Origin of the sequence: Streptomyces sp. NPDC048248 (assembly GCF_043201875.1) — a bacterium.
In the GTDB taxonomy this organism is placed as follows: domain Bacteria; phylum Actinomycetota; class Actinomycetes; order Streptomycetales; family Streptomycetaceae; genus Streptomyces.
Genome location: NZ_JBICZL010000005.1, coordinates 383,428 through 405,702, shown reverse-complemented (window position 1 = coordinate 405,702; position 22,275 = coordinate 383,428). Strand labels below are relative to the sequence as shown.

General features: G+C 73.5%; 19 protein-coding genes, 1 pseudogene and 1 riboswitch. Of the genes and pseudogenes, 10 read left to right on the top strand and 10 right to left on the bottom strand.

The genetic code is table 11. The features are described 5' to 3' along the window. Positions 1–113: 113 nt before the first annotated feature. Entirely contained in the window at positions 114–644 is a 531-nt protein-coding gene (locus tag ACGFZW_RS13170; protein ID WP_393893162.1) for a DUF5994 family protein, read from the top strand. A gap of 88 nt (positions 645–732) precedes the next feature. Here the strand turns inward: ACGFZW_RS13170 and ACGFZW_RS13165 are convergent, their stop codons facing one another. Further along, positions 733–2,322 carry an alpha/beta hydrolase gene (locus ACGFZW_RS13165; RefSeq protein WP_393893161.1) on the bottom strand — a complete coding sequence of 530 codons (1,590 nt, stop codon included), beginning with the start codon at positions 2,320–2,322 and terminating at the stop codon, positions 733–735. 200 nt (positions 2,323–2,522) lie between these two features. On the opposite strand from ACGFZW_RS13165, the gene ACGFZW_RS13160 reads away from it, so the two are divergent. Then, the gene (locus ACGFZW_RS13160) at positions 2,523–3,257 is read left to right on the top strand and encodes a histone deacetylase (protein ID WP_393893160.1); all 735 of its coding nucleotides are present in this window, start codon (positions 2,523–2,525) and stop codon (positions 3,255–3,257) included. Between the two features lie 43 nt (positions 3,258–3,300). Here ACGFZW_RS13160 and ACGFZW_RS13155 read toward each other — a convergent pair whose 3' ends face one another. Next, positions 3,301–4,092 carry a TIGR01458 family HAD-type hydrolase gene (locus ACGFZW_RS13155; protein WP_393893159.1) on the bottom strand — a complete coding sequence of 264 codons (792 nt, stop codon included), beginning with the start codon at positions 4,090–4,092 and terminating at the stop codon, positions 3,301–3,303. 132 nt (positions 4,093–4,224) lie between these two features. On the opposite strand from ACGFZW_RS13155, the pseudogene ACGFZW_RS13150 reads away from it, so the two are divergent. Beyond that, positions 4,225–5,534: pseudogene (locus ACGFZW_RS13150) on the top strand (phosphoribosyltransferase family protein). A gap of 372 nt (positions 5,535–5,906) precedes the next feature. On the opposite strand, the gene ACGFZW_RS13145 reads toward ACGFZW_RS13150, so the two are convergent. The 5 genes from ACGFZW_RS13145 to ACGFZW_RS13125 form a co-directional block, all read right to left on the bottom strand. Then, a complete protein-coding gene (locus ACGFZW_RS13145) occupies positions 5,907–6,380 on the bottom strand; it encodes a DUF6344 domain-containing protein (RefSeq protein WP_393893158.1) in 474 nt (157 codons plus the stop codon). 315 nt (positions 6,381–6,695) lie between these two features. Next, positions 6,696–7,115: a DUF5994 family protein gene (locus tag ACGFZW_RS13140; protein WP_393893157.1), complete on the bottom strand. Its 420-nt coding sequence runs from the start codon at positions 7,113–7,115 to the stop codon at positions 6,696–6,698. A 55-nt stretch (positions 7,116–7,170) separates the two neighbouring features. Further along, entirely contained in the window at positions 7,171–8,061 is an 891-nt protein-coding gene (locus ACGFZW_RS13135) for an acyl-CoA desaturase (RefSeq protein ID WP_393893283.1), read from the bottom strand. A 293-nt stretch (positions 8,062–8,354) separates the two neighbouring features. Continuing rightward, positions 8,355–8,729 carry a hypothetical protein gene (locus ACGFZW_RS13130; protein WP_393893156.1) on the bottom strand — a complete coding sequence of 125 codons (375 nt, stop codon included), beginning with the start codon at positions 8,727–8,729 and terminating at the stop codon, positions 8,355–8,357. Positions 8,730–8,732: 3 nt separating this feature from the next. Then, complete coding sequence (locus ACGFZW_RS13125) at positions 8,733–9,011, bottom strand: hypothetical protein (RefSeq protein WP_393893155.1); 279 nt, start codon at positions 9,009–9,011, stop codon at positions 8,733–8,735. 646 nt (positions 9,012–9,657) lie between these two features. On the opposite strand from ACGFZW_RS13125, the gene ACGFZW_RS13120 reads away from it, so the two are divergent. The 3 genes from ACGFZW_RS13120 (at position 9,658) to ACGFZW_RS13110 (ending at position 12,265) form a co-directional block, all read left to right on the top strand. Then, complete coding sequence (locus ACGFZW_RS13120; protein ID WP_393893282.1) at positions 9,658–10,038, top strand: BlaI/MecI/CopY family transcriptional regulator; 381 nt, start codon at positions 9,658–9,660, stop codon at positions 10,036–10,038. 348 nt (positions 10,039–10,386) lie between these two features. Beyond that, a complete protein-coding gene (locus tag ACGFZW_RS13115) occupies positions 10,387–10,662 on the top strand; it encodes a hypothetical protein (RefSeq protein WP_393893154.1) in 276 nt (91 codons plus the stop codon). Between the two features lie 274 nt (positions 10,663–10,936). Next, positions 10,937–12,265 carry an LCP family protein gene (locus ACGFZW_RS13110; protein WP_393893281.1) on the top strand — a complete coding sequence of 443 codons (1,329 nt, stop codon included), beginning with the start codon at positions 10,937–10,939 and terminating at the stop codon, positions 12,263–12,265. 87 nt (positions 12,266–12,352) lie between these two features. Here the strand turns inward: ACGFZW_RS13110 and cobN are convergent, their stop codons facing one another. Next, positions 12,353–15,967, bottom strand: coding sequence for a cobaltochelatase subunit CobN (cobN, locus tag ACGFZW_RS13105; RefSeq protein ID WP_393893153.1), 3,615 nt, complete (start codon positions 15,965–15,967; stop codon positions 12,353–12,355). Positions 15,968–16,091: 124 nt separating this feature from the next. Next, positions 16,092–16,224, bottom strand: a riboswitch (cobalamin riboswitch). Positions 16,225–16,348: 124 nt separating this feature from the next. Between cobN and cobG the strand changes: the two genes are divergently transcribed. The 3 genes from cobG (at position 16,349) to ACGFZW_RS13090 (ending at position 20,057) form a co-directional block, all read left to right on the top strand. Continuing rightward, positions 16,349–17,779, top strand: a complete 1,431-nt coding sequence (cobG, locus tag ACGFZW_RS13100) for a precorrin-3B synthase (RefSeq protein ID WP_393893152.1) — start codon at positions 16,349–16,351, stop codon at positions 17,777–17,779. A 77-nt stretch (positions 17,780–17,856) separates the two neighbouring features. Further along, positions 17,857–18,507 (top strand): precorrin-8X methylmutase, encoded by a 651-nt coding sequence (locus ACGFZW_RS13095; protein WP_393893151.1) that lies wholly within the window; start codon positions 17,857–17,859, stop codon positions 18,505–18,507. Continuing rightward, positions 18,504–20,057 carry a precorrin-2 C(20)-methyltransferase gene (locus ACGFZW_RS13090; protein WP_393893150.1) on the top strand — a complete coding sequence of 518 codons (1,554 nt, stop codon included), beginning with the start codon at positions 18,504–18,506 and terminating at the stop codon, positions 20,055–20,057. Before ACGFZW_RS13095 ends, ACGFZW_RS13090 begins: the two co-directional genes overlap by 4 nt. Positions 20,058–20,106: 49 nt before the next feature. Here ACGFZW_RS13090 and ACGFZW_RS13085 read toward each other — a convergent pair whose 3' ends face one another. After that, entirely contained in the window at positions 20,107–20,547 is a 441-nt protein-coding gene (locus ACGFZW_RS13085) for a hypothetical protein (protein WP_393893149.1), read from the bottom strand. A gap of 183 nt (positions 20,548–20,730) precedes the next feature. On the opposite strand from ACGFZW_RS13085, the gene ACGFZW_RS13080 reads away from it, so the two are divergent. Further along, on the top strand, positions 20,731–21,486 hold the full coding sequence (locus ACGFZW_RS13080) for a GntR family transcriptional regulator (RefSeq protein ID WP_393893148.1): 756 nt from the start codon (positions 20,731–20,733) through the stop codon (positions 21,484–21,486). Between the two features lie 10 nt (positions 21,487–21,496). Here the strand turns inward: ACGFZW_RS13080 and ACGFZW_RS13075 are convergent, their stop codons facing one another. Then, a complete protein-coding gene (locus tag ACGFZW_RS13075; RefSeq protein ID WP_393893147.1) occupies positions 21,497–22,267 on the bottom strand; it encodes a cobalt-precorrin-6A reductase in 771 nt (256 codons plus the stop codon). Between the last annotated feature and the right edge of the window lie 8 nt (positions 22,268–22,275).

Here is a 22,275-nt window from a genome sequence, read left to right as displayed (position 1 = left end):
GAGTAATCTGGAGATACCGAGGATATTTCGCACACCGGCTTCCACGCCCGTGTCGTTTTCGGCGATTCACGACACCGGGCGGGTTTTGACCGACCCGGGGCAGGGTTCGCGTCATGACCGCGACCATTCTGTACACGCCGGCGACGGAAGGCCGGACTTCCTCGCTCCCTCTTCGCCTCACGCTCGCACCGGCCGGCACCGCTCCGGCCCTGCTCGACGGGGCATGGTGGCCCCACTCCCGCGACCTCGCGGCGGAACTCCCCGTACTTGCGGCGGCGCTCGACCCGCTGTGGGGGCGGATCACACACGCCACGGTGAACCCCGCGTTCTGGTCGGTCATCCCGCGGAAAGTGCCTGTTGACGGCCATGTGATGCGCGTCGGTTGGTTCACGGCCGAGCAGGACCCGCACAAACTGCTGCTGCTCTCCTACCGCACCGGCCGCTGGGACCTGCTGGTGATTCCGCCGGAGACCGGCACGGCCGAGGCGGCCCGGCTCATGGCCGAGGCCGCCAATCCGCTGAACCCTCTCACCGCGAGCGGTCTGATGGCCGCGGCCGAGCAACGACGCACTGCGGAGGAGGTGGAGATGGCCGTGGTCGCGGTCTGGGACTCCGAGGGCGGCCACGCGGCACGCCTCCGCTGAGAGGCAGGCGGCTACGGCGAGGCAGGGGGGGCCGGTCCCGGTCCGGCCCCCGCCCCGTCACCGCCAGGTTGCGCCACGGCCGCTCGGTTCAGTCCCCGCAGGTGATGTCCGCGTCCGGCCGTCGGCCCTCGGTGAGGAAGGTGTTCACGGTGCGGTCCGCGCACGGGTTGCCGTTGGCGAGGTAGACGCCGTGGCCGCCGTGGTCGACCGTGACGAGACGGGCGCGGTCGGCGAGGGCGGCGCGCATCTTCAGGGCGCCTGCGTACGGGGTGTTGGGGTCACGCAGGTTCTGGACCATCAGGATGTTGGACGGGCCTTCGGCGGTGATCCGGGTGGGTTCCTCGGCCGGTCGGTCCTTCCAGAAGGCACACGGCGTGACGTTGACGGGCATTCCGGCCGTGAGGGGGTGGCGGACACGGTCCTCGGCCACCGCGCGCCGGTACGTGGACACCGACCCTGGCCAGCGCACATCGTTGCAGATGACGGCCATGGTGACTGCCGCGTCACGGTCCGGCAGGGGACCGGCGAGAGCGGCGGGCAGGACCGGCTTCGCCGCCGGGTCCTGAGCCGCCCGGACGAGCCGGGCCGGCTCGGGAAAGAGGTCGTCGTCCTGCAGGGCGATCTGGAGGGCCAGCCGCAGCCGGTTGCCGGTCAGCGGGACGCCCGGGGTGGTCGATTCCTTCGGCTCGCGATCCAGCTTCGCCGCCAGCGCGAGGAACAACGGCCGTACATCCGTGGGCCGTTGGGCCAGTCGTAGCCCTTCTTCGTCCCGGGCGGGGTCCGCACCCCACCGGGCGAAGTCGGGAAAACGGTCCTCCACGCCGACCGCCGTGTTCGCCAGCCAGCCCCGCTCCACCCGGGCCGGGTCGGGGTCACCCGCGCTGTCCAGCACCCAACGGTCGGTGTGCTGCGGGTACTTCTGCGCGTACACGGCGCCGACGTAGGTCCCGTACGAGACGCCCCAGGCCGACAGTTTCCGCTCGCCGAGCGCCTGACGGAAGCGGTCGATGTCGCGTACCTCGTTCGCGGTGGAGAGGCTGCGCAGCACCGCTCCCCCGTGCCGGCCGCACCCGTCGGCGATCCGCCGGGACCTGGCGGCGTTCTCCGCGATGTCGCCGTCCGGGCCGGGCCAGGACCGCAGGGACACCAGGTGCCGGTCATCCGGTTCGAGCACGCAGCTCGTGGACGTGCTGCCGCCGACGCCGCGCGGGTCGAAGCTGACGATGTCGTACGCACCGGCCATCTCCTTGCGCAGTGCGGCCCCCTTCTGCGCGAGGTGTCGCACGCCGGACCCACCCGGTCCGCCGGGGATGAGCAGCAGCGTCCCGCGTCGCGCCGCGGGCCGCTCGCTGCGCAGACGCGTCACGGCGAGGGAGATCTGTGGGCCGTTCGGGTCGGCGTGGTCGAGCGGTACGGGCAGTGTGGCGCACTCCAGGTCGGCGGGGCCGGTGGACGGGGCGCAGGGCCGCCAGGTGAGAGCCGGCGCGGCGGAAGTGCGGGGCGCGGGCTCGGCGTGGGCCGGCCGGGCGGGGGCGGTCACCAGGGTCGCCGCGACGGCGGTGGCGGAGAGCGCGAGGAGTAACGCCCGCTGCGAGCGCCGGGAGGGAGTGGAATGGCGGGCGGGAGGGGGGTTGGGGGTGGGCGGGGTGTCGGATGCGTCGGGGTGGTAAGTCGGCATGTGGTCAGGGTTGTTGAGCGGGGGCGTTCGGCCCATCCGGCAGGCAGCACAGTGTGGGTGGGGGTAGCCCCAGGCGGGGTTGTTCGTGGGTCCCCCGGAACCCCTCATGGGCCTCAGGTGCCCGGTTTCCTGTTTCGGCGGAACGGGGAGGGCTCAAGCCCGATGGCAGCGGAATGCCACGACGACCCAGGAGTGAGTACGTGATCAGGCCCCGACGGCTCGAAGCTCTCGGCGGGTTCCACCGGCCCGTCCGGGACGTCTGGTACGCGGCGTACGGGTCCAACATGCATCTGGACCGGCTGGCCGCCTACCTCCACGGGGGCCGTCCTGCGGGTGGGCGGCTGGCCTCTCCCGGCTGCCGGGATCCGCGCGGGCCGGCCCGTACGGAGGCGGTCCTGCTGCCGGGGCTGGTCTACTTCGCCACCGAGTCGGAGGTGTGGACCGGCGGCCGGGCCTTCTACGACCCCGGGGCGGTCGGCGAAGTTCCCGGCCGTGCCTATCTGCTGACCGCCCAGCAGTTCTCCGACATCGTCGCGCAGGAGATGTACCGGGAGCCGGGGGAGGATCTCGACCTGACGGAGGTGCTCGCGCGGGGCAGGGCACGGATGGGTCCGGGGCGGTACGAAACACTGGTGTGCCCGGGGCAGTTGGACGGCTGCCCGGTGTTGACCTTCACCTGCCCGTGGCAGAGGTCGGATGTCGCGGTCAACGCGCCCTCCGGGGCGTACCTGCGGCATCTCATCGCCGGGATCACGGCCGCGCACGGCTGGAGCGTGCGGCAGGCCGCCGAGTATGTGGCCGGGTGCCCGGGCGCCGACGGGCCGTGGACGGCCGCCGGCATCGCCGCGCTGGCGGAAGAAGCCGGGGCAGAGGGAGTGGTGGGAGAAGACGGAACGGACGGCGGGGGCGAGGTGCCGCCGGTGGGGCGGGAGTGAATCCCGGTCGGGGTGAGCCCGAAGCGGCGGGCGGTCTCCGGCGCTATGTCCGGCCTTCCAGCAGGCCGGGGAGGTCCGCGAAGCTGTCGAGGACGTGGTCGGGGGCGGCGTCCGCCGCCTCGTGGGTCTCCTGCCGGTACTTGCCGGTCCTGACGAGGACGCCGGTGATGCCGCTGCGCTGGGCGGCCAGCACATCGGACTCGATGTCGTCGCCCACCATGAGCGTGGTGCCGGCCGTGGCGCCGAGGTGCGCAAGCGCCGTCGCGAAGAACTCCGCTGAGGGCTTGCCGGTGACCGCGGCCTCCACCCGCGCCGCCCGCTCCAGGCCCGGGAGGAAGGCGCCGGTGTCGAGGTCGAGCCCGTCCGCCGTACGCCAGTAGAGGTTGCGGTGCATGGCGACCAGCCGGGCACCGTGCTGGAGATGCCGGAAGACGGCGTTGAGCGCGGGGTAGCCGAACTCCTCGCCCGCGCCGCCCAGCACGACCACGTCCGGTGTGCCGGCGTCCCCTTCCTCGACGAGCGTGACGCCCCGCAGGTCCTCCCGGACGTCACCGCTGCTGAGGAGCAGGCAGCGGGCGTCCGGGTGGTGCTCCCGCAGGTATCCGGCGGTCACGGCGGGAGCCGTCAGGATGTCGTCGGCGGCGATCGGGAAGCCTGCCCGGGAGAGCTTCTCGGCGATCGCGGCCCGGCTGCGCGAGGTGGTGTTGGTGACCAGCGCCAGCGGCAGATCCGCCGCGCGCAGCTGTTCCATCGCCTCGACGGCGCCGGGCAGGGGCTTCCAGGAGACCGTGAGCACGCCGTCGATGTCGATCAGGACCGCTCCGATTCGTTCCATACGGGCGACCGTAGCCCGGCGGGCCGACGGCGGCGGCCGCCACCGCCCCGACTTGCGAAATGTCCGCACATGAGGTTGTTTCGAAGCAGGTGTGAACGTGGTTACCGTCTCCCCTCGCAGGGGGTGAACACCGTGTTGTTCACTGACCGCGCGGACGCCGGCCGCCGCCTCGCCGAGGCGCTGCAGGGGCTGGCTGACGACGACCCCATGGTGCTGGGACTGCCCCGGGGCGGCGTCCCGGTGGCCTTCCAGGTCGCGAGAGCTCTCCGCGCCCCCCTCGACGTGATCGTGGTCCGCAAACTCGGCGTGCCCTACCACCCGGAGCTGGGCTTCGGCGCCATCGGCGAGGGCGGGGTGCGGGTGATCAGCGACGATGTCGTACGGCGTGGCGGGGTCCGCCCCGAGGATCTTGAGTCCGTCCAGCGGACCGAGGAGGCGGAGCTGGCCCGGCAGGCGCAGCGGTTCCGGGCCGGGCGGCCGCGACTGCCCCTCGACGGCCGGACGGCGATCGTGGTGGACGACGGGATCGCGACCGGCTCCACGGCAGCCGCCGCGTGCCAGGTGGTGCGGGCTCAGGGCGCGGCCCGGGTGGTGCTCGCCGTCCCGGTGGCGCCTCCGGACGCGGCGGCCCGGCTGCGCACCACGGTCGATGAGTTCGTCTGCCTGTCGACGCCGCTGGGCTTCGCCGCCGTCGGCGAGTGGTACGCGGACTTCTCCCAGACGCCGGACGAGGAGGTCGTCGCCCTGCTCGCCCGGGCCGAGGTCACGCCCGGACCGCGCGGCCCCCACCCGCAGCCGGGCTGATGAGGGAGGTGACGGCGGTGGATGTGGACGCGGGCGGCGTACGGCTCGCCGGTGACCTGGCGCTGCCGGACGGCGCCGGAGCCGTGGTGATGTTCGCGCACGGCTCGGGCAGCAGCCGGCACAGCCCCCGCAACCGGGCGGTGGCCGCCGCCCTGAACCGGGCGGGCCTGGGCACGCTGCTCTTCGACCTGCTCACGCCCGCGGAGGAAGCGGACCGGGCGAACGTCTTCGACATCGGGACCCTGGCGCAACGGCTCGCGGGCGCCACCCGCTGGCTGCGCGACCGGGAGGCCGTCCCGGTCGGCTATTTCGGCGCGAGCACCGGCGCGGCAGCGGCACTACGGGCCGCCGCGTCCCCGGGCGCGGATGTCGGCGCGGTGGTCTCGCGCGGCGGCCGCCCCGACCTGACCGGGGCGCGGCTCGCCGACGTCACCGCCCCGACGCTGCTCATCGTGGGCGGCAGCGACACGACCGTGCTGGACCTCAACCGGCAGGCGCAGGCGGAGCTGCGCTGCGAGAACCGGCTGGAGGTCATCGAGGACGCGACGCACCTCTTCGAGGAACCGGGCGCCCTGGACGAGGTCGCCGACCTGGCCCGGGACTGGTTCACGCGGCACCTGGTGGCGGTGGCGCGGTAGCGGGCCTGCGGGCGGGCGCGTTCGCAGCCCGTGGTCGCGAGCCGCGGGCGGGCGGGCCACTCCCGGATGCGCAGCGGGGGCGGCGTGGCCGGCAGGGCCGTGCCCTGTGGCTCGCCGAGGAAGTCTTCGTCGCTCTACGCCGCTGCGGCCGTACGGCTCCGGGGCTCGCGGGCCCTACGTCGCCGCGCCTCTACGTCTTCTCCGTCTCGTTGCGGTCTCCGTGTGCCTGCTCCGCCGTGCCGGTCTGCGTGGTGCCTGCGCCATGGAGCTGCTGCGTGTCCTGCTGCGTCTTTGCGTGCTGCGGCGTCGGTCCGTCACCTCGGCGTCGGCGATGCGTGCTGCTCCGCTTCTTTGCTGCTCCTTGTCCCGGGCTCAGTGCGCGCAGGGGGCGTGCTCGCGGCGGCGGGCCGCCGGGATGGCCGCGGGCATCGTCTGGACGCCGGAGTGCAGCGCGGCCTCCACGGGGAGGGTGGACAGCGGCTCGACGCCGTTGGCCAGGCGCGTGCGCGAGGTCGGTGAGGCGCCGTGGGCCTCGGCGCGGATGCGCTGCTTGATCGTGGGCGGCAGCTGCGGACGGCTGAGCATCCGGACCAGGGAACTCCCCTGGTCGTACCGCGGCGCCGGGGGCTTCGCGGGGACGCCTGCGGTCCCGGGGTCGGGGTCCGGCGGGGTGCTCGGGCCGCGCTGCGCCGGGGTGAAGGGGATCGCCGGGCGCGTCGTGGCCTCGTACAGCGCGGCCTCTCTGCGTGCCGCCGCGGCCGGGGCGGAGACGCCCAGTGCGGCGAGCAGCTTGCCCAGCACGGCCAGGCACACCGCCCAGAACTTCATGACCTTGGTCGCAGCCATGGTCCCTCGCTTTCGGTGAGGATCTCTCCGGGAGATCCACGGGTGGGTCGGCACCGGATCCACAGGGGGATCTGTTGCGTTTTCTTATGATGAGTACGCAATGCGAGGAACCGTGGAGCGACGCCTCTGGATCGGCGTTCTTCGGATGAACAGCACTCGTACGCAGTAGTCGGCCACTCGTCCGCAGTACGTGCCGCAGGCGTCGTGTTGCGGGGGTCGGCATCGTGCCGGTCGCCCCGGGGACCGTCGGCGTCACGCGGGGCCCGACCGCAGACGGCCGGGCCCCGTGGTGGTCAGACGGACGTCAGGCCGATGTCAGGCCGACGTCAGGCCGGTGGTCGCAGCCATCTCGGCCATGATCCGTATGGCCTCGGGCTCGGGCGCCGCGGGCGGGATGACCAGCAGGTCCCAGCGGCCGTTGCCGTGCGAGACCAGGCAGATCGTGTCCGGGCCGGGGCGGTCGGCGATTCTGCGCAGCCGGACGACATGGCCGGCAACGAGGAGCCGGCCGGGCAGCGCGGGCCAGAGCGGGCCGCTCACCGTGGCGTGGGTGATGGGTAGCCAGTCGAAGGGCAGCGCGCCGAGCAGTTCCGGCAGTTCGGTCACCAGGTCCGCCGAGTGCGGCCACCACGCGCCGTCGATCCGGCGTGGGAGCCCGCTGTGCGGCGCGATGGTCAGCCGGGAGACGAGCGGCGGCGCGGGATGGTCGGGCCGGGCGCCGAGGGCGGTGGTCATGGAGTGCTCCTGACGGAGTGCGGACTGTGCGGTGACAGCGCGTGGCCCGGGTCTTCTAGGCGCTGCTCGCCGCCTCGATGCGGCGGGACGCGACCCGTGCCGGGTCCGGCCACCGGACGTCGTACACCCAGCCGAGGCGTTCGAAGATCCGGATCAGCCCGGCGGATAGATCGATCTGACCGCGGTCGACGCCGTGCCGGGCGCAGGTCGGGTCGGCGTGGTGCAGGTTGTGCCAGCTCTCGCCGAACGAGAGCAGCGCCAGCGGCCACAGGTTCGTCGCCCGGTCGTGCCGCCGGGTGCGGAACGGCCGCTCTCCGATCAGGTGGCAGAGCGAGTTGACGCTCCAGGTGACGTGGTGCAGCAGGGCGATACGCAGGAAGCCCGCCCACAGCAGGGCCGTCAGACCGGCGACCCAGGAGCCGCCGATGGCCCAGCCCAGCAGGAACGGCAGGCCGAGGGTGACCAGGCACAGCACGGGGAACGCCCGGTCCACCGCACGGATCCCGCGGTCGGCGAGCAGGTCGGGCGCGTAGTGCTCGTGCGAGGTGGGGTCGTTGCCGAACAGCCAGCCGATGTGCGAGTGCACCAGGCCGCGCAGCTGTCCGCCCAGGCTGGTGCCGTAGCGGTAGGGGGAGTGCGGGTCGCCCGGCCGGTCGGTGAAGGCGTGGTGGCGGCGGTGGGTGGCGACCCAGTCGATGACGTCGCCCTGGAAGCTCAGCGACCCGGCAATGGCGAGGGCGATGCGCAGTGCGGGCTTCGCGGTGTAGCTGCCGTGGGTCAGGCCGCGGTGGAATCCGACGGTGACGCCCAGGCCGCTGATGACGTAGAACACCGCGGCGAGCACGAGGTCGGTGGGGCCGACGACCTTGCCCCACAGCAGCGGGATGGCGATGGCGAGGCCCACGAACGGGGCCAGGACGATGATGCCGGTCACCGTCACATACATCCGCCGCCCGCTACTGGGCGGTGGCTCGGGGCCGTCGGTGGGAAACGGCGAGACGCCGTCGTACTCCTGCTTGCGCGACGGTTGCTGCTGCGGCCCCTGGGCCGGGCCGGTGGTGGATGCGGGGGGATGCGCTGACACAGACACTCCAGGTGCCTCGGGGATGGTGGAGCGGCGGCCGGGGCGTCGGGCTGCTTCCGTGGGCGGGGACGAAGGACGAAGGGACGGAGGGACGGAGGGAGGGGACGAGCGGTTCGGTCGGCTGTCCGGCAGGGGCCCCGGCTCCGGCCGCGGACTCAGCCGGACTCGCCGTGGTGCACGCGCCCGTCGAGGGTGTCGGTCCCGCTGCCGTACCGGCCACGGCGGCGCGGCGGAGCGGAGAGCGCGGGGCCGCGCGAGGTGTGGACCTCGCGCAGGGTGTCGACGGTGAGGTACAGCCGCGTGCCGCTGCCGTCGTCGCCGGCGGGGTAGCTGCGCTGTTCCTCACCGGCGAAGACGCGGTGGATGACCTCGGCGACCTGCCGGGCAGCCTCGGGGGTGGCCGAGACGATCCGGATTTCGGCCAGGCCCGGCGCCGGCAGCGGGTGATCCGTGTGCGGTGCGGCATGACGCGTGTCATAGCTGGGGGTGCTCGCGTCGGCGGCCGGCTGCGGATCGGCACAGATGTTCACAGGTCATCGCCAGTCTCGGGGGCGCGCGTCGTCGTCCGTCAGGGGGTCGCGCGGCGGTCGTTGTGCCGCGTGGCTGCCCGGATGGATGGTGGGGCTCTCGTCCTGCGTGGTCTTGCGCGCCCAGAAGCGATGAGCGGGACGATGGGCCTGGTGGTGCCGCGGTGGTGCCGGATGTCTGTGGGTCGCGAGCCGTCCGGCGGACTGGGAATTCAACTTGACGAGGAAGAGTGCCCCCAGCGCCACCAGCGCGAGCAGCACGATCACGGTCAGCAGAGTCTGCATGGTGCTCACCTCACTCGGGGCGGATCGCCGCAGGTCCCTTGCGCGCCCGGTGTTGTGGAGATCCGAGGACGAGAGCGGCGTGACTGCCGACGTACGTGGTCCCCTCGGTTTCCTCCACCGTACTCCGCCCCCGGCCCGGAAATCCGCCCGAGAGGGTTGATACGGGAGGAACACGGGCGTAAGCGGCGATGACGGAACGACGGCCCACCGATGTCGAGGAGTCCTCCGGGGGTCGGTCGAGCCGGTCGGGACCCCGGGGCGCCCGGCGGCCGCCGGCTCGGGCCCGGCGCCCGGAACACCAGCGCCCAGGCCCTTAGCCGGGGCCCGGGCGCTCAGTAGGATGCCCCGACGTCCCGGCAGCGGGGCACCTGGTGCGACGGGAGACGACGGCATGGGCGGGAAGCCCTCCGGGGAAGCCCTGGGCGATCCCTTCGAGGAGGCACGCGAAGGGCGCGGCGAGGAGCGAAACGAGGAGCCGCACAGAGAGCCGGCCGAAGGCCCCGTCGGCTCCGGCGCGCCCCGCAGCCCCGAGAACCCCGCCCGCTCCGGTTCCCCGCACGACCCCGACGCCGATCCCGACGCCCGCACCGGCCCGGCTGCGCCCGCCCCCGCCGACCAGGGGCGTCGCCGACGCGGGCAGGGGCAGCTGGAGGCCCAGGTGCTCACCGCGCTGCACCGCGCGCCCGGTCCGGCGACCGCCGCCCGTGTCCAGGAGCAGCTCGGCGGCGGCCTCGCGTACACCACCGTGGTGACGATCCTCTCCCGGCTGCACGCCAAGAAGGCCGTCACCCGCGAGCGGGCCGGCCGCGCCTACCTCTGGACGCCGACCGCCGACGAGGCCGGGCTCGCGGCGCTGCGGATGCACCGCGTGCTGGACGGCGAACCGGACCGGGACGCCGTCCTCACCGGCTTCGCCGCCGCGCTCTCCCCGCGGGACGCGCGACTGCTGCGCGCCCTTCTCGACCGCGTGCCGGAAGAGCGGCAGGAGCCCGCCGCCGATCGCCCCGCGCCCGGCGGCGGCAACTGACCGGGGCGCCGGCCCTCCTGGCTCGGTCGTACGCGGAGGCCATCGCAAACCACCGCCCGCGCCTCGTATATCCGTGCTCCCGCAGGCCCCGTGCACCCCGCACGCCTCTCTGCACCCCGCACGCTCCCTCTCCCGCCGTTCGGGCCCGCGCGCGCTCGGCTCCCACGCGCCCCACGCGCCGTTGCCGCATCCGCCCAACACGGCGGTAGCCCCGTTCGTCGTTCTCGGAGCGGTCACGCCCGTGTGCGGGCACACTGATCTCTGACTCTCCTGATTTCTCGGGCTGTTCCGATGCATTTCGGGCAACTTCTACAGTGTTGTAGATACTGCCGGTAGAGTTTCCGGCGGATGCAACAGGCGCGGCCGGAGGGGGAGATGGCGACGAGGTGCGGACTCCTGACCTGGGACTGCCCGCCACCGGAGGCGGAGGTGCGATGGGTCTATCAACCCGTGGAGGTCCACTCCCCGGACGGCACATGGCAGTTGGGCCGGATCAGCGCCTGGTGGACGGACGGCGCGGGCGATCTGTGGTGCCGGCTGCGCACTCTGCCCGGCGGCAGCACCCCCCGGTGGCTGCGTTACGACCCCGAGTCGGTACGACTGCTGACCAGCACCGGTATCTGACCAAGCCCCCTCCCCACCGGCCCTCGCACGCTGCTCCGCCGCCACCCACGGCCGCCGTTGCCGCTCTCTCCCCCACGAAGCACCAGAAGGACCAGAAGGGCAACCGGCCGTGCATGACAGGCAGATCCACCAGCGGGACGACCGAGGGGCCACTGACGCCTCCCGTACGTCCGGGACGGACGGCGGCGCCCGCCGCAGGTCCGGCGGACCGCATCCGCCCGCTCGCTCCGCACGCCGGGCCGGCCGCGGCTCCCGCAAGGCAGGCAAGGTGCGCATGACCCGCCGCGGCCGGATCGTGGCCTGGTCCGCCGGTGTACTCGGCGCGCTGCTGCTCACGGTGACCGGCGCCGGCGCCTGGATCTACCAGCACCTGGACGCCAACATCCGTGGCGCGGACATCGGGCTCGGCGGCGACCGGCCCGTCAACCTCAGCCCCGGCTCGAAGAACATCCTGGTGGTCGGCTCGGACAGCCGCGCGGGCGCCAACGCCAAGTACGGCAAGGGCCTGACGACGATGCAGTCGGACACGCTGATGGTGCTGCACATCGCCGCCAACCGCGAGTGGGCCACCGCGGTGTCCTTCCCGCGTGACTCCTGGGTGCAGATCCCGGCGTGCCGGCGCGGCAACGGCAGCAGCTCCGCCCCGCACCACTTCAAGATCAACGAAGCCTTCTCGATCGGCGGGGAGGGCGGCGACATCGGCAAGGCCGCGGCGTGCACCATCAAGACCGTGGAGAAGAACACCGGTCTGCGCATCGACCACTTCACCTCGGTCGACTTCCAGGGCTTCAAGGGGATGGTCAACGCCCTGGGCGGCATAAAGGTCTGCCCCGAGCACGCCATCCACGACAAGAAGGCCCACCTGGACATGGAGGCCGGCTGTCAGACCGTCAAGGACGAGAAGGCGCTCGGCTACGTCCGTACCCGCTACAGCGTCGGCGACGGCTCCGACCTCGGACGGATCGGCCGGCAGCAGGAGTTCATGAAGGCGCTGGCCGTCCGCGCCCAGTCCAAGCTCACCAGTCCAGGCGAGCTCTACGACTTCCTGGACTCGGCCACCAAGTCGATCACCACCGACAAGGACCTGGCCGGCCTCAAGCCCCTCTACGACCTGGCCGCGACGGTCAAGGACATCCCCAGTGACCGGCTGACCTTCCTGACCGTGCCCAACTACCCCCGCGAAGCCGACGTGCCCACCGACCGGGCCAATGTCGTCTGGCAGTACCCGCAGGCCGGGGACCTGTTCAGCGATCTCGCCCACGACCGGGAGATCGGCGCCGCCGGCAAGGAGAAGCTCGCGCAGGCCGCCAAGAACCCGGTGACCGCGCACGCCGTACGCGTCCGCGTGCTCAACGGGACCGGCACCCCCGGCCGGGCCGCCGCCGCCGCGGAGCAGCTGCGCAAGCTCGGCTTCACGGTCACCACCACAGGCAACGCCCCCGCCGCCGACAAGACCGCCGTCAGCTACCCGGCGGACCTCAAAACCGCGGCGCGCGTCCTCGCCTCGCGCCTCCCCCACGCGAAGCTCAGCCCGTCGGCCGAGGCGACGCCGGGCGAGGTGACGCTCACCATCGGTCCGGACTTCTCCGTCACAGGAGGCTGACCAGGGGCTGAGGGGGCGGACGGCAGGCAAGGGGCGCGGCTTTCGGTGATCTGCCCGCGCGGGCAGATCACCGAAGCGCCGGGCGGGTCAGTCCTCGCCCTCCAGATCACCCTCGGTCTCCAGGAACGCCTGGCGCAGGGCGGCCAGCGTCTCGGCGTCCGGCTTCTCCCACATGCCCCGGGACTCCGCCTCCAGGAGGCGCTCCGCGATGCCGTGCAGGGCCCAGGGGTTGGCGTCCTGGAGGAAGGCGCGGTTCTCCGGGTCCAGGACGTAGGTCTGGGCGAGCTTGTCGTACATCCAGTCCGCGACGACGCCGGTGGTCGCGTCGTAGCCGAACAAGTAGTCGACGGTGGCCGCGAGTTCGAAGGCGCCCTTGTAGCCGTGGCGGCGCATCGCCTCGATCCAGCGGGGGTTGACCACCCGCGCGCGGAAGACGCGGGACGTCTCCTCGACGAGGGTGCGGGTGCGGACCGTCTCGGGGCGGGTGGAGTCCCCGATGTACGCCTCGGGCGCGGTGCCCTTGAGCGCGCGGACCGTCGCGACCATGCCGCCGTGGTACTGGAAGTAGTCGTCGGAGTCCGCGATGTCGTGCTCACGGGTGTCGGTGTTCTTGGCGGCCACCGCGATCCGCTTGTAGGCCGTCTCCATCTCGTCGCGGGCCGGGCGGCCTTCGAGGCCCCGGCCGTAGGCGTAGCCGCCCCAGACGGTGTAGACCTCGGCGAGGTCGGCGTCGGTGCGCCAGTCGCGGCTGTCGATCAGCTGGAGCAGGCCCGCGCCGTACGTCCCCGGCCGGGAGCCGAAGATCCGGGTGGTGGCGCGGCGCTCGTCGCCGTGGGCGGCGAGGTCGGCCTGGGCGTGCGCCCGGATGAAGTTGACGTCGGCCGGCTCGTCGAGGTCGGCGGCGAGCCGTACGGCGTCGTCGAGCAGGCCGATGACGTGCGGGAAGGCGTCGCGGAAGAACCCGCTGATGCGCAGGGTGACGTCGATGCGGGGACGGCCGAGCTCCTCGGCGGGGATGGCTTCCAGGCCGGTGACCCGGCGCGAGGCGTCGTCCCAGACCGGGCGGACACCCAGCAGCGCCAGCGCTTCGGCCACGTCGTCGCCGGAGGTGCGCATGGCGCTGGTGCCCCACAGCGACAGGCCGACGGAGGTGGGCCAGTCGCCGTTGTCGGCGCGGTAGCGCTCCAGGAGGGAGTCGGCCAGGGCCTGGCCGGTCTCCCAGGCGAGCCGCGACGGGACGGCCTTGGGGTCGACGGAGTAGAAGTTCCGGCCGGTCGGCAGGACGTTGACCAGGCCGCGCAGCGGCGACCCGGAGGGGCCCGCCGGGACGAAGCCGCCGTTGAGGGCGTGCACGGCGTGGTCGATCTCGTCGGTGGTGCCGGCGAGCCGGGGGACCACCTCGCGGGCCGCGAAGGTGAGGATGGCGGTCACCGGCTCCCGCTGGGCGGCGGGGAGTTCGGCGGCGACCCGCTGCGCGGCGGCCGGGTCCCAGGACGCGTCCTCCATCGCCTGGACGAGGGCGCGGGCGCGCTCCTCGGTGTCGTCGGCGGCGGTCCGGGTGGCGGCCGACTCGTCCAGGCCGAGCGCCTCGCGCAGACCGGGCAGGGCGGAGGTGCCGCCCCAGATCTGCCGGGCGCGCAGGATGGCCAGCACGAGGTTGACGCGCGCGGGGCCTTCCGGCGCACCGCCGAGGACATGCAGACCGTCGCGGATCTGGGCGTCCTTGACCTCGCACAGCCAGCCGTCGACGTGCAGCAGGAAGTCGTCGAAGCCGTCGTCGTCGGGGCGGTCCTCGAGACCGAGGTCGTGGTCGAGCTTGGCCGCCTGGATCAGCGTCCAGATCTGCGCGCGGATGGCGGGCAGCTTTGCCGGGTCCATGGCGGAGATGGCGGCGTACTCGTCGAGGAGCTGCTCCAGGCGCGCGATGTCGCCGTAGGACTCCGCGCGGGCCATCGGCGGCACGAGGTGGTCGACGAGGGTGGCGTGCACCCTGCGCTTGGCCTGGGTGCCCTCGCCCGGGTCGTTGACCAGGAAGGGGTAGACGAGCGGGAGGTCGCCGAGCGCCGCGTCCGGGCCGCAGGCGGCGGACAGGCCGGCGTTCTTGCCGGGCAGCCACTCCAGGTTGCCGTGCTTGCCGAGGTGGACCATCGCGTCCGCGCCGAAGCCGCCGTCGTCCTGGGAGGCGGCGATCCAGCGGTAGGCCGCCAAGTAGTGGTGCGAGGGCGGCAGATCGGGGTCGTGGTAGATCGCGATCGGGTTCTCGCCGAAGCCGCGCGGCGGCTGGATGAGGATCAGCAGATTGCCGCGGCGCAGGGCGGCGAGGACGATGTCGCCCTCGGGGTTGCGGGAGCGGTCGAGGAACATCTCGCCGGGCGGCGGGCCCCAGTGCTCCTCCACCGACTCGCGCAGTTCCTGCGGCAGCATGGCGTACCAGCGCTTGTAGTCGGCGGCCGGGATGCGGACGGGGTTGCGGGCGAGCTGCTCCTCGGTGAGCCACTCCTGGTCGTGGCCGCCGGCCTCGATGAGGGCGTAGATCAGCTCGTCGCCGTCGCCGGAGACCAGTCCTGGGACCTCTTCGTCGCCGAAGTCGTAGCCGTCCGCCTGCAGTCGGCGCAGCAGGGCGACGGCACTGGCCGGGGTGTCCAGGCCGACGGCGTTGCCGATGCGGGAGTGCTTGGTGGGGTACGCGGACAGCACCAGCGCGAGGCGCTTGTCTGCGGCCGGGATGTGGCGCAGGCGGGCGTGGCGCACGGCGATGCCGGCGACCCGGGCGGCCCGCTCGGGGTCGGCGACGTAGACGGGCAGTCCGTCCTCGTCGACCTCCTTGAAGGAGAACGGGACGGTGATCAGCCGGCCGTCGAACTCGGGGACGGCGATCTGCGAGGCGGCGTCCAGCGGGGACAGCCCCTCGTCGTTCTCCTCCCAGGCGGCCCGCGATCCGGTCAGGCACAGGGCCTGGAGGATCGGTACGTCCAGGGCGGCGAGCGCGCCTGCGTCCCAGGACTCGTCGTCGCCGCCGGCCGATGCCTCGGCGGGCTTGGTGCCGCCGGCGGCCAGGACGGTGGTGACGATCGCGTCGACCGGGCGCAGGGCGTCGATCAGTTCCGGCTCGGGCGCGCGGAGCGAGGCGACGAACAGCGGCAGCGGGCGGCCACCGGCCTCCTCGATCCGGCCGCAGAGCGCGTCGACGAAGCCGGTGTTGCCGCTCATGTGGTGGGCGCGGTAGTAGAGCACCGCCACCAGCGGGCCCTCGATGTCCGTACGGGCGTCCGGGCGCTCCAGCTGTCCCCAGGTGGGGGCGGGCGCGGGCGGTTCGAAGCCGTGGCCGGTCAGCAGCACCGTGTCGGACAGGAAGCGGGCGAGCTGGTCGAGGTTGGCGGGGCCGCCGTGCGCGAGGTAGGCGTGCGACTCGGCCGCGATGCCGACCGGGACCGTGGACGCCTCCATCAGCTGGGCGTCGGGAGCCTGTTCACCGGTGAGGACGACGACCGGCCGCTCCTGGGCGAGCAGCAGGTCCAGGCCCTCCTGCCAGGCACGGATGCCGCCGAGCAGGCGGACGACGACGAGGTCGGTGCCCTCCAGCAGCGCGGGCAGCTCGTCGAGGTCGAGGCGCGCGGGGTTGGCGAGGCGGTACGGCACGGGGCCTGCGGCGGCGCGGGCGCTCAGCAGGTCGGTGTCGGACGTCGACAGCAGCAGGATCACAGGGATGCACCTCGCGAGATCTCACGGGTCACGCCCTGCGGCCCGGTGGTTGCGCGGAGGCGCGGGGGCCGCCCCCCGGAAGATTGCAGCATGCGGCGTCAGGCCTTCCTCGGGGTCCGCGCCCCGGGCGGTAGGAGGACGGCGGGAGTTCCTGGCTCACCCGTGGAACGGGTTCACAGTGGCGGGACCGCGCCGGATTCTCACCGGGCTTCCTCCCTTGGCGCCGTCGCTGGCGTCCGGCGGATCAGCCGACCCACCGACCTGCATAGTAAGGGCTCTGTGCCGGGCGGGGGAGAGCGCCTCCGGGCCCGCCCGCGCGGGCCCCGCTCCCGGTCCGCCTCCCCCGGTCCGCCGTTGCCCGACGTCGGTATGCTCGCCGCCATGCCGCCCTCCCCCTCGCTCCGGCCCGCTGCGGCCGCACCGCCCCTACGGGACCGCGGTGACGCCTGCCCGGGAGCCCTGCGGCTGCACTCCGCCGACGACGGCAGCCTGGCGCGAGTCCGGCTGCCCGCAGGCGACTTGACGGTCCGGCAGGCATCGGCGCTGGGCGACGCCGCGGAGCGCCTGGGCGACGGCCACCTCTCCCTCACCTCCCGCGGCAACGTGGAACTGCGCGGCCTCGCGGAGGACTGCGGCCAGCAGCTCGCGGAGCTGCTGCGCGACGCGGGCCTGCTGCCCTCCGAACGCCACGAACGCGTCCGCAACATCCTGGCCTCCCCGCTCGCGGGTCTGGACCGCCGCACCCCCCCTGACGTGCGGTTGTGGGCCCGTCAGCTGGACGGGCTGCTCTGCGCGAGCGCGTCCGCGACGGCGCTCTCCGGCCGTTTCCTCTTCGTCCTGGACGACGGCAGGGGTGATGTGACGGCGCTCGGCGGTGATGTGAGGTTGGTCGCAGAACCGTGCGGGGAGGCCCGGGGGAGTGTGGCGGAGGCCACCGCCGAGAGCAGTGCCCTGCTGTACGTCGGCGACGACCCGGCGGCCGTGCGGATCTGCGGACCGGACGTCGCGCGCGCCGCGCTCGTCGCCGCCGAGGCGTTCCTCATCGCCGCCGCGGCGAGCGGCAGCGGCGCCTGGCGGGTCCGTGAGCTTCCCGCCGCGCACGCCCTGACCGCGCGCGGTACGGCGGATGCGCTGCGGGCCGCGGGCATTCCGGCCGCGTACGTCCCGGCGCCCGAGCAGCCGCTCCCCGCTCCCGACCACACGAAGGCCCCCGTCCCCGGCATCGTCGAAGGACCCGCGGGACCGGGCGGCTCCCCCGGCCCCCGCGCCCTGTCCGTCCTCGCGCCGCTGGGCCGGCTGACCGTCGCCCAGTGGCGGCTGCTGACCGCGGTGGCGGCCGACGACGGGGCGAGCGCACTGCGGGTCACCCCGTGGCGCGGTGTGATCGTCCCCGGCCTGCCGGCCGCCACGGCCGCACCCCGGCTGGGCGAGCTGGCGGACGCCGGGCTCCTCACCGACCCCGCCTCCCCCTGGCACCGTACGGGCGCCTGCACCGGCCGCCCCGGCTGCGCCAAGTCGCTCTCCGACGTCCGCGCCGACGCCGCCGTCGTGATCACCGGCTCCCCGGTGGGCCCGCCGGAACTCCCCGTCCACTGGTCCGGCTGCGCACGCCGCTGCGGCCATCCGCACGGCACCTGGGTCGACGTCCTGGCGACCGAGGACGGCTACGAGGTGTCCGTCGTGGGACCGGAGGGCCGGCGGTCCGTCCCCGGGAGCGTGGCGGACGACGGGCCTGCCGGCACGACCGCCCGGCTCCGGGACGTCGCCGCGGCCGTCTCCCGCGCCACCGCGACCCCGCCGGCAGCTCCATGACCGCACGACCCATCGCACCACCCGACCCCGCGGCTCCCCGCACAGTTCACAGCACGGCCGACCGCACGACCCATCAGATGACCCACCACCCCGAGGGCACAGTGTTCGACTACGAGAAGGACGGGGCGGCGATCTACCGCCAGTCCTTTGCCACCATTCGCGCCGAGGCGGACCTCGCGGGCCTGCCCGCCGACGTCAGCCAGGTCGCGGTCCGGATGATCCACGCCTGCGGCATGGTCGACCTCGTACGCGACCTGGCCTTCACCCCCGAGGTGGTGGCGAACGGCCGCGCCGCGCTGCGCGCCGGCGCCCCGATCCTGTGCGACGCCAACATGGTCGCAAGCGGCGTCACCCGCAAGCGGCTGCCGGCCGGCAACGACGTGCTGTGCACGCTCGCCGACCCGTCGGTGCCGGAACTCGCCGCCCGCATGGGCACCACCCGCAGCGCCGCCGCGATGGAGCTGTGGCGGGACCGGATGGACGGTGCCGTGGTGGCCGTCGGCAACGCGCCCACCGCGCTGTTCCGGCTGCTGGAGATGATCGAGGAGGGCGCGCCCCGCCCGGCCGCCGTCATCGGCATACCCGTCGGCTTCATCGGCGCGGCCGAGTCCAAGGACGCGCTGATCGCCCACCCGTCGAAGCTGGATCACATCGTGGTGCGCGGGCGGCGTGGCGGCAGCGCCATGGCCGCCGCCGCGATCAACGCCATGGCGAGCGAGGAAGAATGAGCGTGAGCGAGCAGCAGGCCAACGGCGGCCCGAGCGAGCCGCAGTCCCGGGGCCGTCTGTACGGCGTCGGGCTCGGCCCCGGCGATCCGTCGCTGATGACCGTACGGGCCGTGAAGGTGATCGCCGAGGCCGACGTGATCGCGTACCACAGCGCCCGGCACGGACGCTCCATCGCGCGCTCCATCGCCGCTGAGCACCTGCGTGCCGACCACATCGAGGAAGCGCTGGTCTACCCGGTCACCACCGAGTCGACCGACCACCCCGGCGGCTACCGGGGCGCGCTGGACGAGTTCTACGAGGAGGCGGCGGCCCGGCTCGCGGTCCACCTCGACGCGGGGCGCACGGTCGCGGTCATCTCCGAGGGCGACCCGCTCTTCTACGGCTCCTACCAGCACATGCACAAGCGGCTCGCACACCGCTACCCCACCGAGGTCATCCCCGGTGTCACCTCCATGAGCGCCGCCGCGGCCCGCCTGGGCAAGCCGCTGGCCGAGGCCGACGAGGTGCTGACGATCCTTCCCGGCACCCTGCCGGAAGAGGAGCTGACCGCCCGTCTGGCGTCCACCGACGCCGCGGTCGTGATGAAGCTGGGCCGCACCTTCCCGGCCGTCCGCCGGGCCATGGAGCGTTCGGGCCGGATGCCGGAGGCGCAGTACGTCGAGCGGGCCACGATGGCCGGTGAGCGTACCGACCGCCTCGCGGCCATCGACGCGGGCTCGGTCCCGTACTTCGCCGTCGCCGTCGTCCCGAGCCGGATCGCCAACCCGGCTCCGGAGGCGGTGGACGCGGCTGATCCCGCCCCGGGCGAGGTCGTGGTCGTCGGCACCGGACCGGCGGGGCCGCTGTGGCTGACCCCGGAGTCGCGCGGCGCCCTGGCCGCTGCCGAGGACCTCGTCGGCTACACCACCTATCTCGACCGGGTGCCGGTCCGTCCCGGCCAACGCCGGCACGGCTCCGACAACAAGGTCGAGTCCGAGCGCGCCGAACTCGCCCTTGACCTGGCCCGGCGCGGCCGACGGGTGGCCGTGGTCTCCGGCGGCGACCCCGGCATCTTCGCGATGGCCACCGCCGTCCTCGAAGTGGCCTCGCAGGACCCCTACCGGTCCGTTCCCGTACGCGTCCTGCCCGGCGTCACCGCCGCCAACGCCGCCGCGGCCCGGGCGGGCGCCCCGCTCGGCCACGACTACGCGGTCATCTCCCTCTCCGACCGCCTCAAGCCCTGGGAGGTGATCGCCGAGCGCCTGCGCGCGGCGGTCGCCGCCGACCTGGTGCTGGCCCTCTACAACCCCGGCTCCCGCAGCCGGACCTGGCAGGTCGGCAAGATGCGCGAACTCCTGCTGGAGCACCGCGCCCCCGACACCCCGGTCGTCCTCGGCCGCGACGTCGGCGGCCCCGAGGAGTCCGTCCGCACCGTCCGCCTCTGCGACCTCGACCCCGCCCAGGTCGACATGCGCACCATCCTGCTGATCGGCTCGTCCCAGACCCAGGCGGTCCGACGCGATGACGGCACGGAGGCCGTCTGGACACCGCGGCGGTATCCGGAGGCGTGAAGCGCCAGGGGGCGGTGCGAGTGACTGCCCCCTGGCCTCCGTAGGCCGGTCAGCAGGTCTCCCCTCGGCTTCGCGCGTCCGCTTCGGTCACCTGAGCCCCCTTCAGGACGACGTCCGCCAGCCGGTGGACCACATCCGGCCGCGCGTTTCCGAGCGTGACCAGCACCTTTTCCCTGTCCATGCAGGGGCCGTCCAGCCCGAGGGACGGCAGGGTCAGACGCGCGGCGAAGAGGGCTCTGCGCAGCTCGGTCAGGGCGTCCTCTGCCGATGTCCACGGGTCGCCGTCCCGGCGCTCGGGCGCCGGCGGCCCCAGCACGTCGATCAGCCGCCGGGCCACCTCGTGACGTAACGGCTCGACGCTCACATATGCGCGGCCGTGCAGCGGCGGCGCCGCCTGCATCCGGACGAAGAAGCCCCGCGCGAGCAGTGCGAGGTGCAGGTCCTCCGCCAGTTGGGCGCCCATCGCGAGCGCACCCCGATCCCTTTCCATGAATGTCCTCCTCGTCGACGACACACGATCCCGAACATCTCTAGAGATGTTCGGGATATCCCCATGGAAGCCGACGCCACCCCCACCGTCAATGCATCTCTAGAGATGTCACGATGGGCACGTTCATACGAACCCCGGCGAGCTGCCTCTAGGGTGTCCGGAGAGGAAGGAAGTGATCGCTCCATGGCTCAGGGCAACGTCCGGCAGCCCAAGTACCAGCGGATTGCCGAGGAGTTGAAGGCCGCCATCCGGGCGGGCACATACGGCCCGGGCGACCGGCTTCCGGGCGAGAACGACCTCATGGCCACCTACGAAGTGGCCCGCATGACCGTGCGTCAGGCCCTTGGCGTCCTGCAGAACGAGGGCTTGGCAGAGGCACGCAAGGGCGCCGGGGTCTACGTTCGGTCCTTCAAGCCCCTGCGCCGACGCGGACTTCCACGGCTGGCCCGCGACCGATGGGGAACCGGCAGGTCCGTCTGGTCAGCCGACATCGAGGACCGGCCCCTCGACGTGGACCGGGTCGAGGTCACCGAAAGCCCGGCCGACGACCGCGTCGCCGAAGCGCTGGCGCTGTCGCCGCGGGCACCCGTCTGCGTCCGCAGCCGCCGCTACGTGCTCGAAGGCAAGCCGGTCCTCCTCTCGACCTCCTACCTGCCCGCCGACGTGGTCGCCGGATCCGCGATCACCGCGCGGGACACCGGCGCCGGAGGCACGTACGCGCGTCTGGCCGAACTCGGCCACGAGCCCGTCCGCTTCCGCGAGGAGGTCCGCTGCCGGATGCCGTCCGCCGAGGAAGCGGACCGGCTGGCCCTGCCGATGGGCACCCCCGTGATCCTGATCTGCCGCACGGCGCTCACCGAGGACGGCCGCGCGGTGGAGTTCAACGAGATGACGCTGGACTCCGCCTCGTACGTCCTGGAGTACGCCTTCGACGCGTGAGAGCCGACGCCTACAGTTCGGCCACCCATTGCGCCGCTTCCTCCGGTGTCGGCGCCACCGGCACCCCCTCCGGCACCGGTGGGCGTTCCACGATGACGACCGGGATGCCCGCCTCGCGGGCAGCGGTGAGTTTGGGGGCGGTGGCGGCGCCGCCGCTGTCCTTGGTCACCACCACGTCGATGCGGTGCCGGCGCAGCAGCTCGCGTTCGTCCTCCAGGGTGAAGGGGCCGCGGGCGAGGAGGGTTTCCATGCGGGGCGGGTACGGGGGCTCGGGGGCGTCCACGGAGCGCATGAGGAACCAGAGGTCCGTCAGGTGGGCGAAGTGGGCGAGGCCCATGCGGCCGGTGGTGAGGAAGACACGGTGGCCCAGGGCGGGGAGGGCCGCGGCGGCCTCGTCCAGGGAGCCGACCCGGTGCCAGGTGTCGCCCGGGACCGGGACCCAGCCGGGCCGGCGGAGGGCCAGCAGGGGAACATGGGCGGTGGCGGCGGCCTGTGCCGCGTTGTGACTGATCGTGCCGGCGAAAGGATGGGTGGCGTCGATGAGCGCGTCCACCGCGTGCTCGCGCAGCCAGCGGGCGAGGCCCTCGGGGCCTCCGAACCCTCCGATGCGCACGTCCCCCGCCGGCAGCCTGGGCGCGGCGACCCGGCCCGCGAGGGAGGTCGTGACCCGCGGCGCGGCCGGTGTCGCGGTCAGGTCGGCGGCCAGGCGACGGGCCTCGGTCGTACCGCCGAGGATCAGCACATGGCGGCGGCCCTGCGGGCGCGTGGCGGCGTCGTTCACGAGTGGCG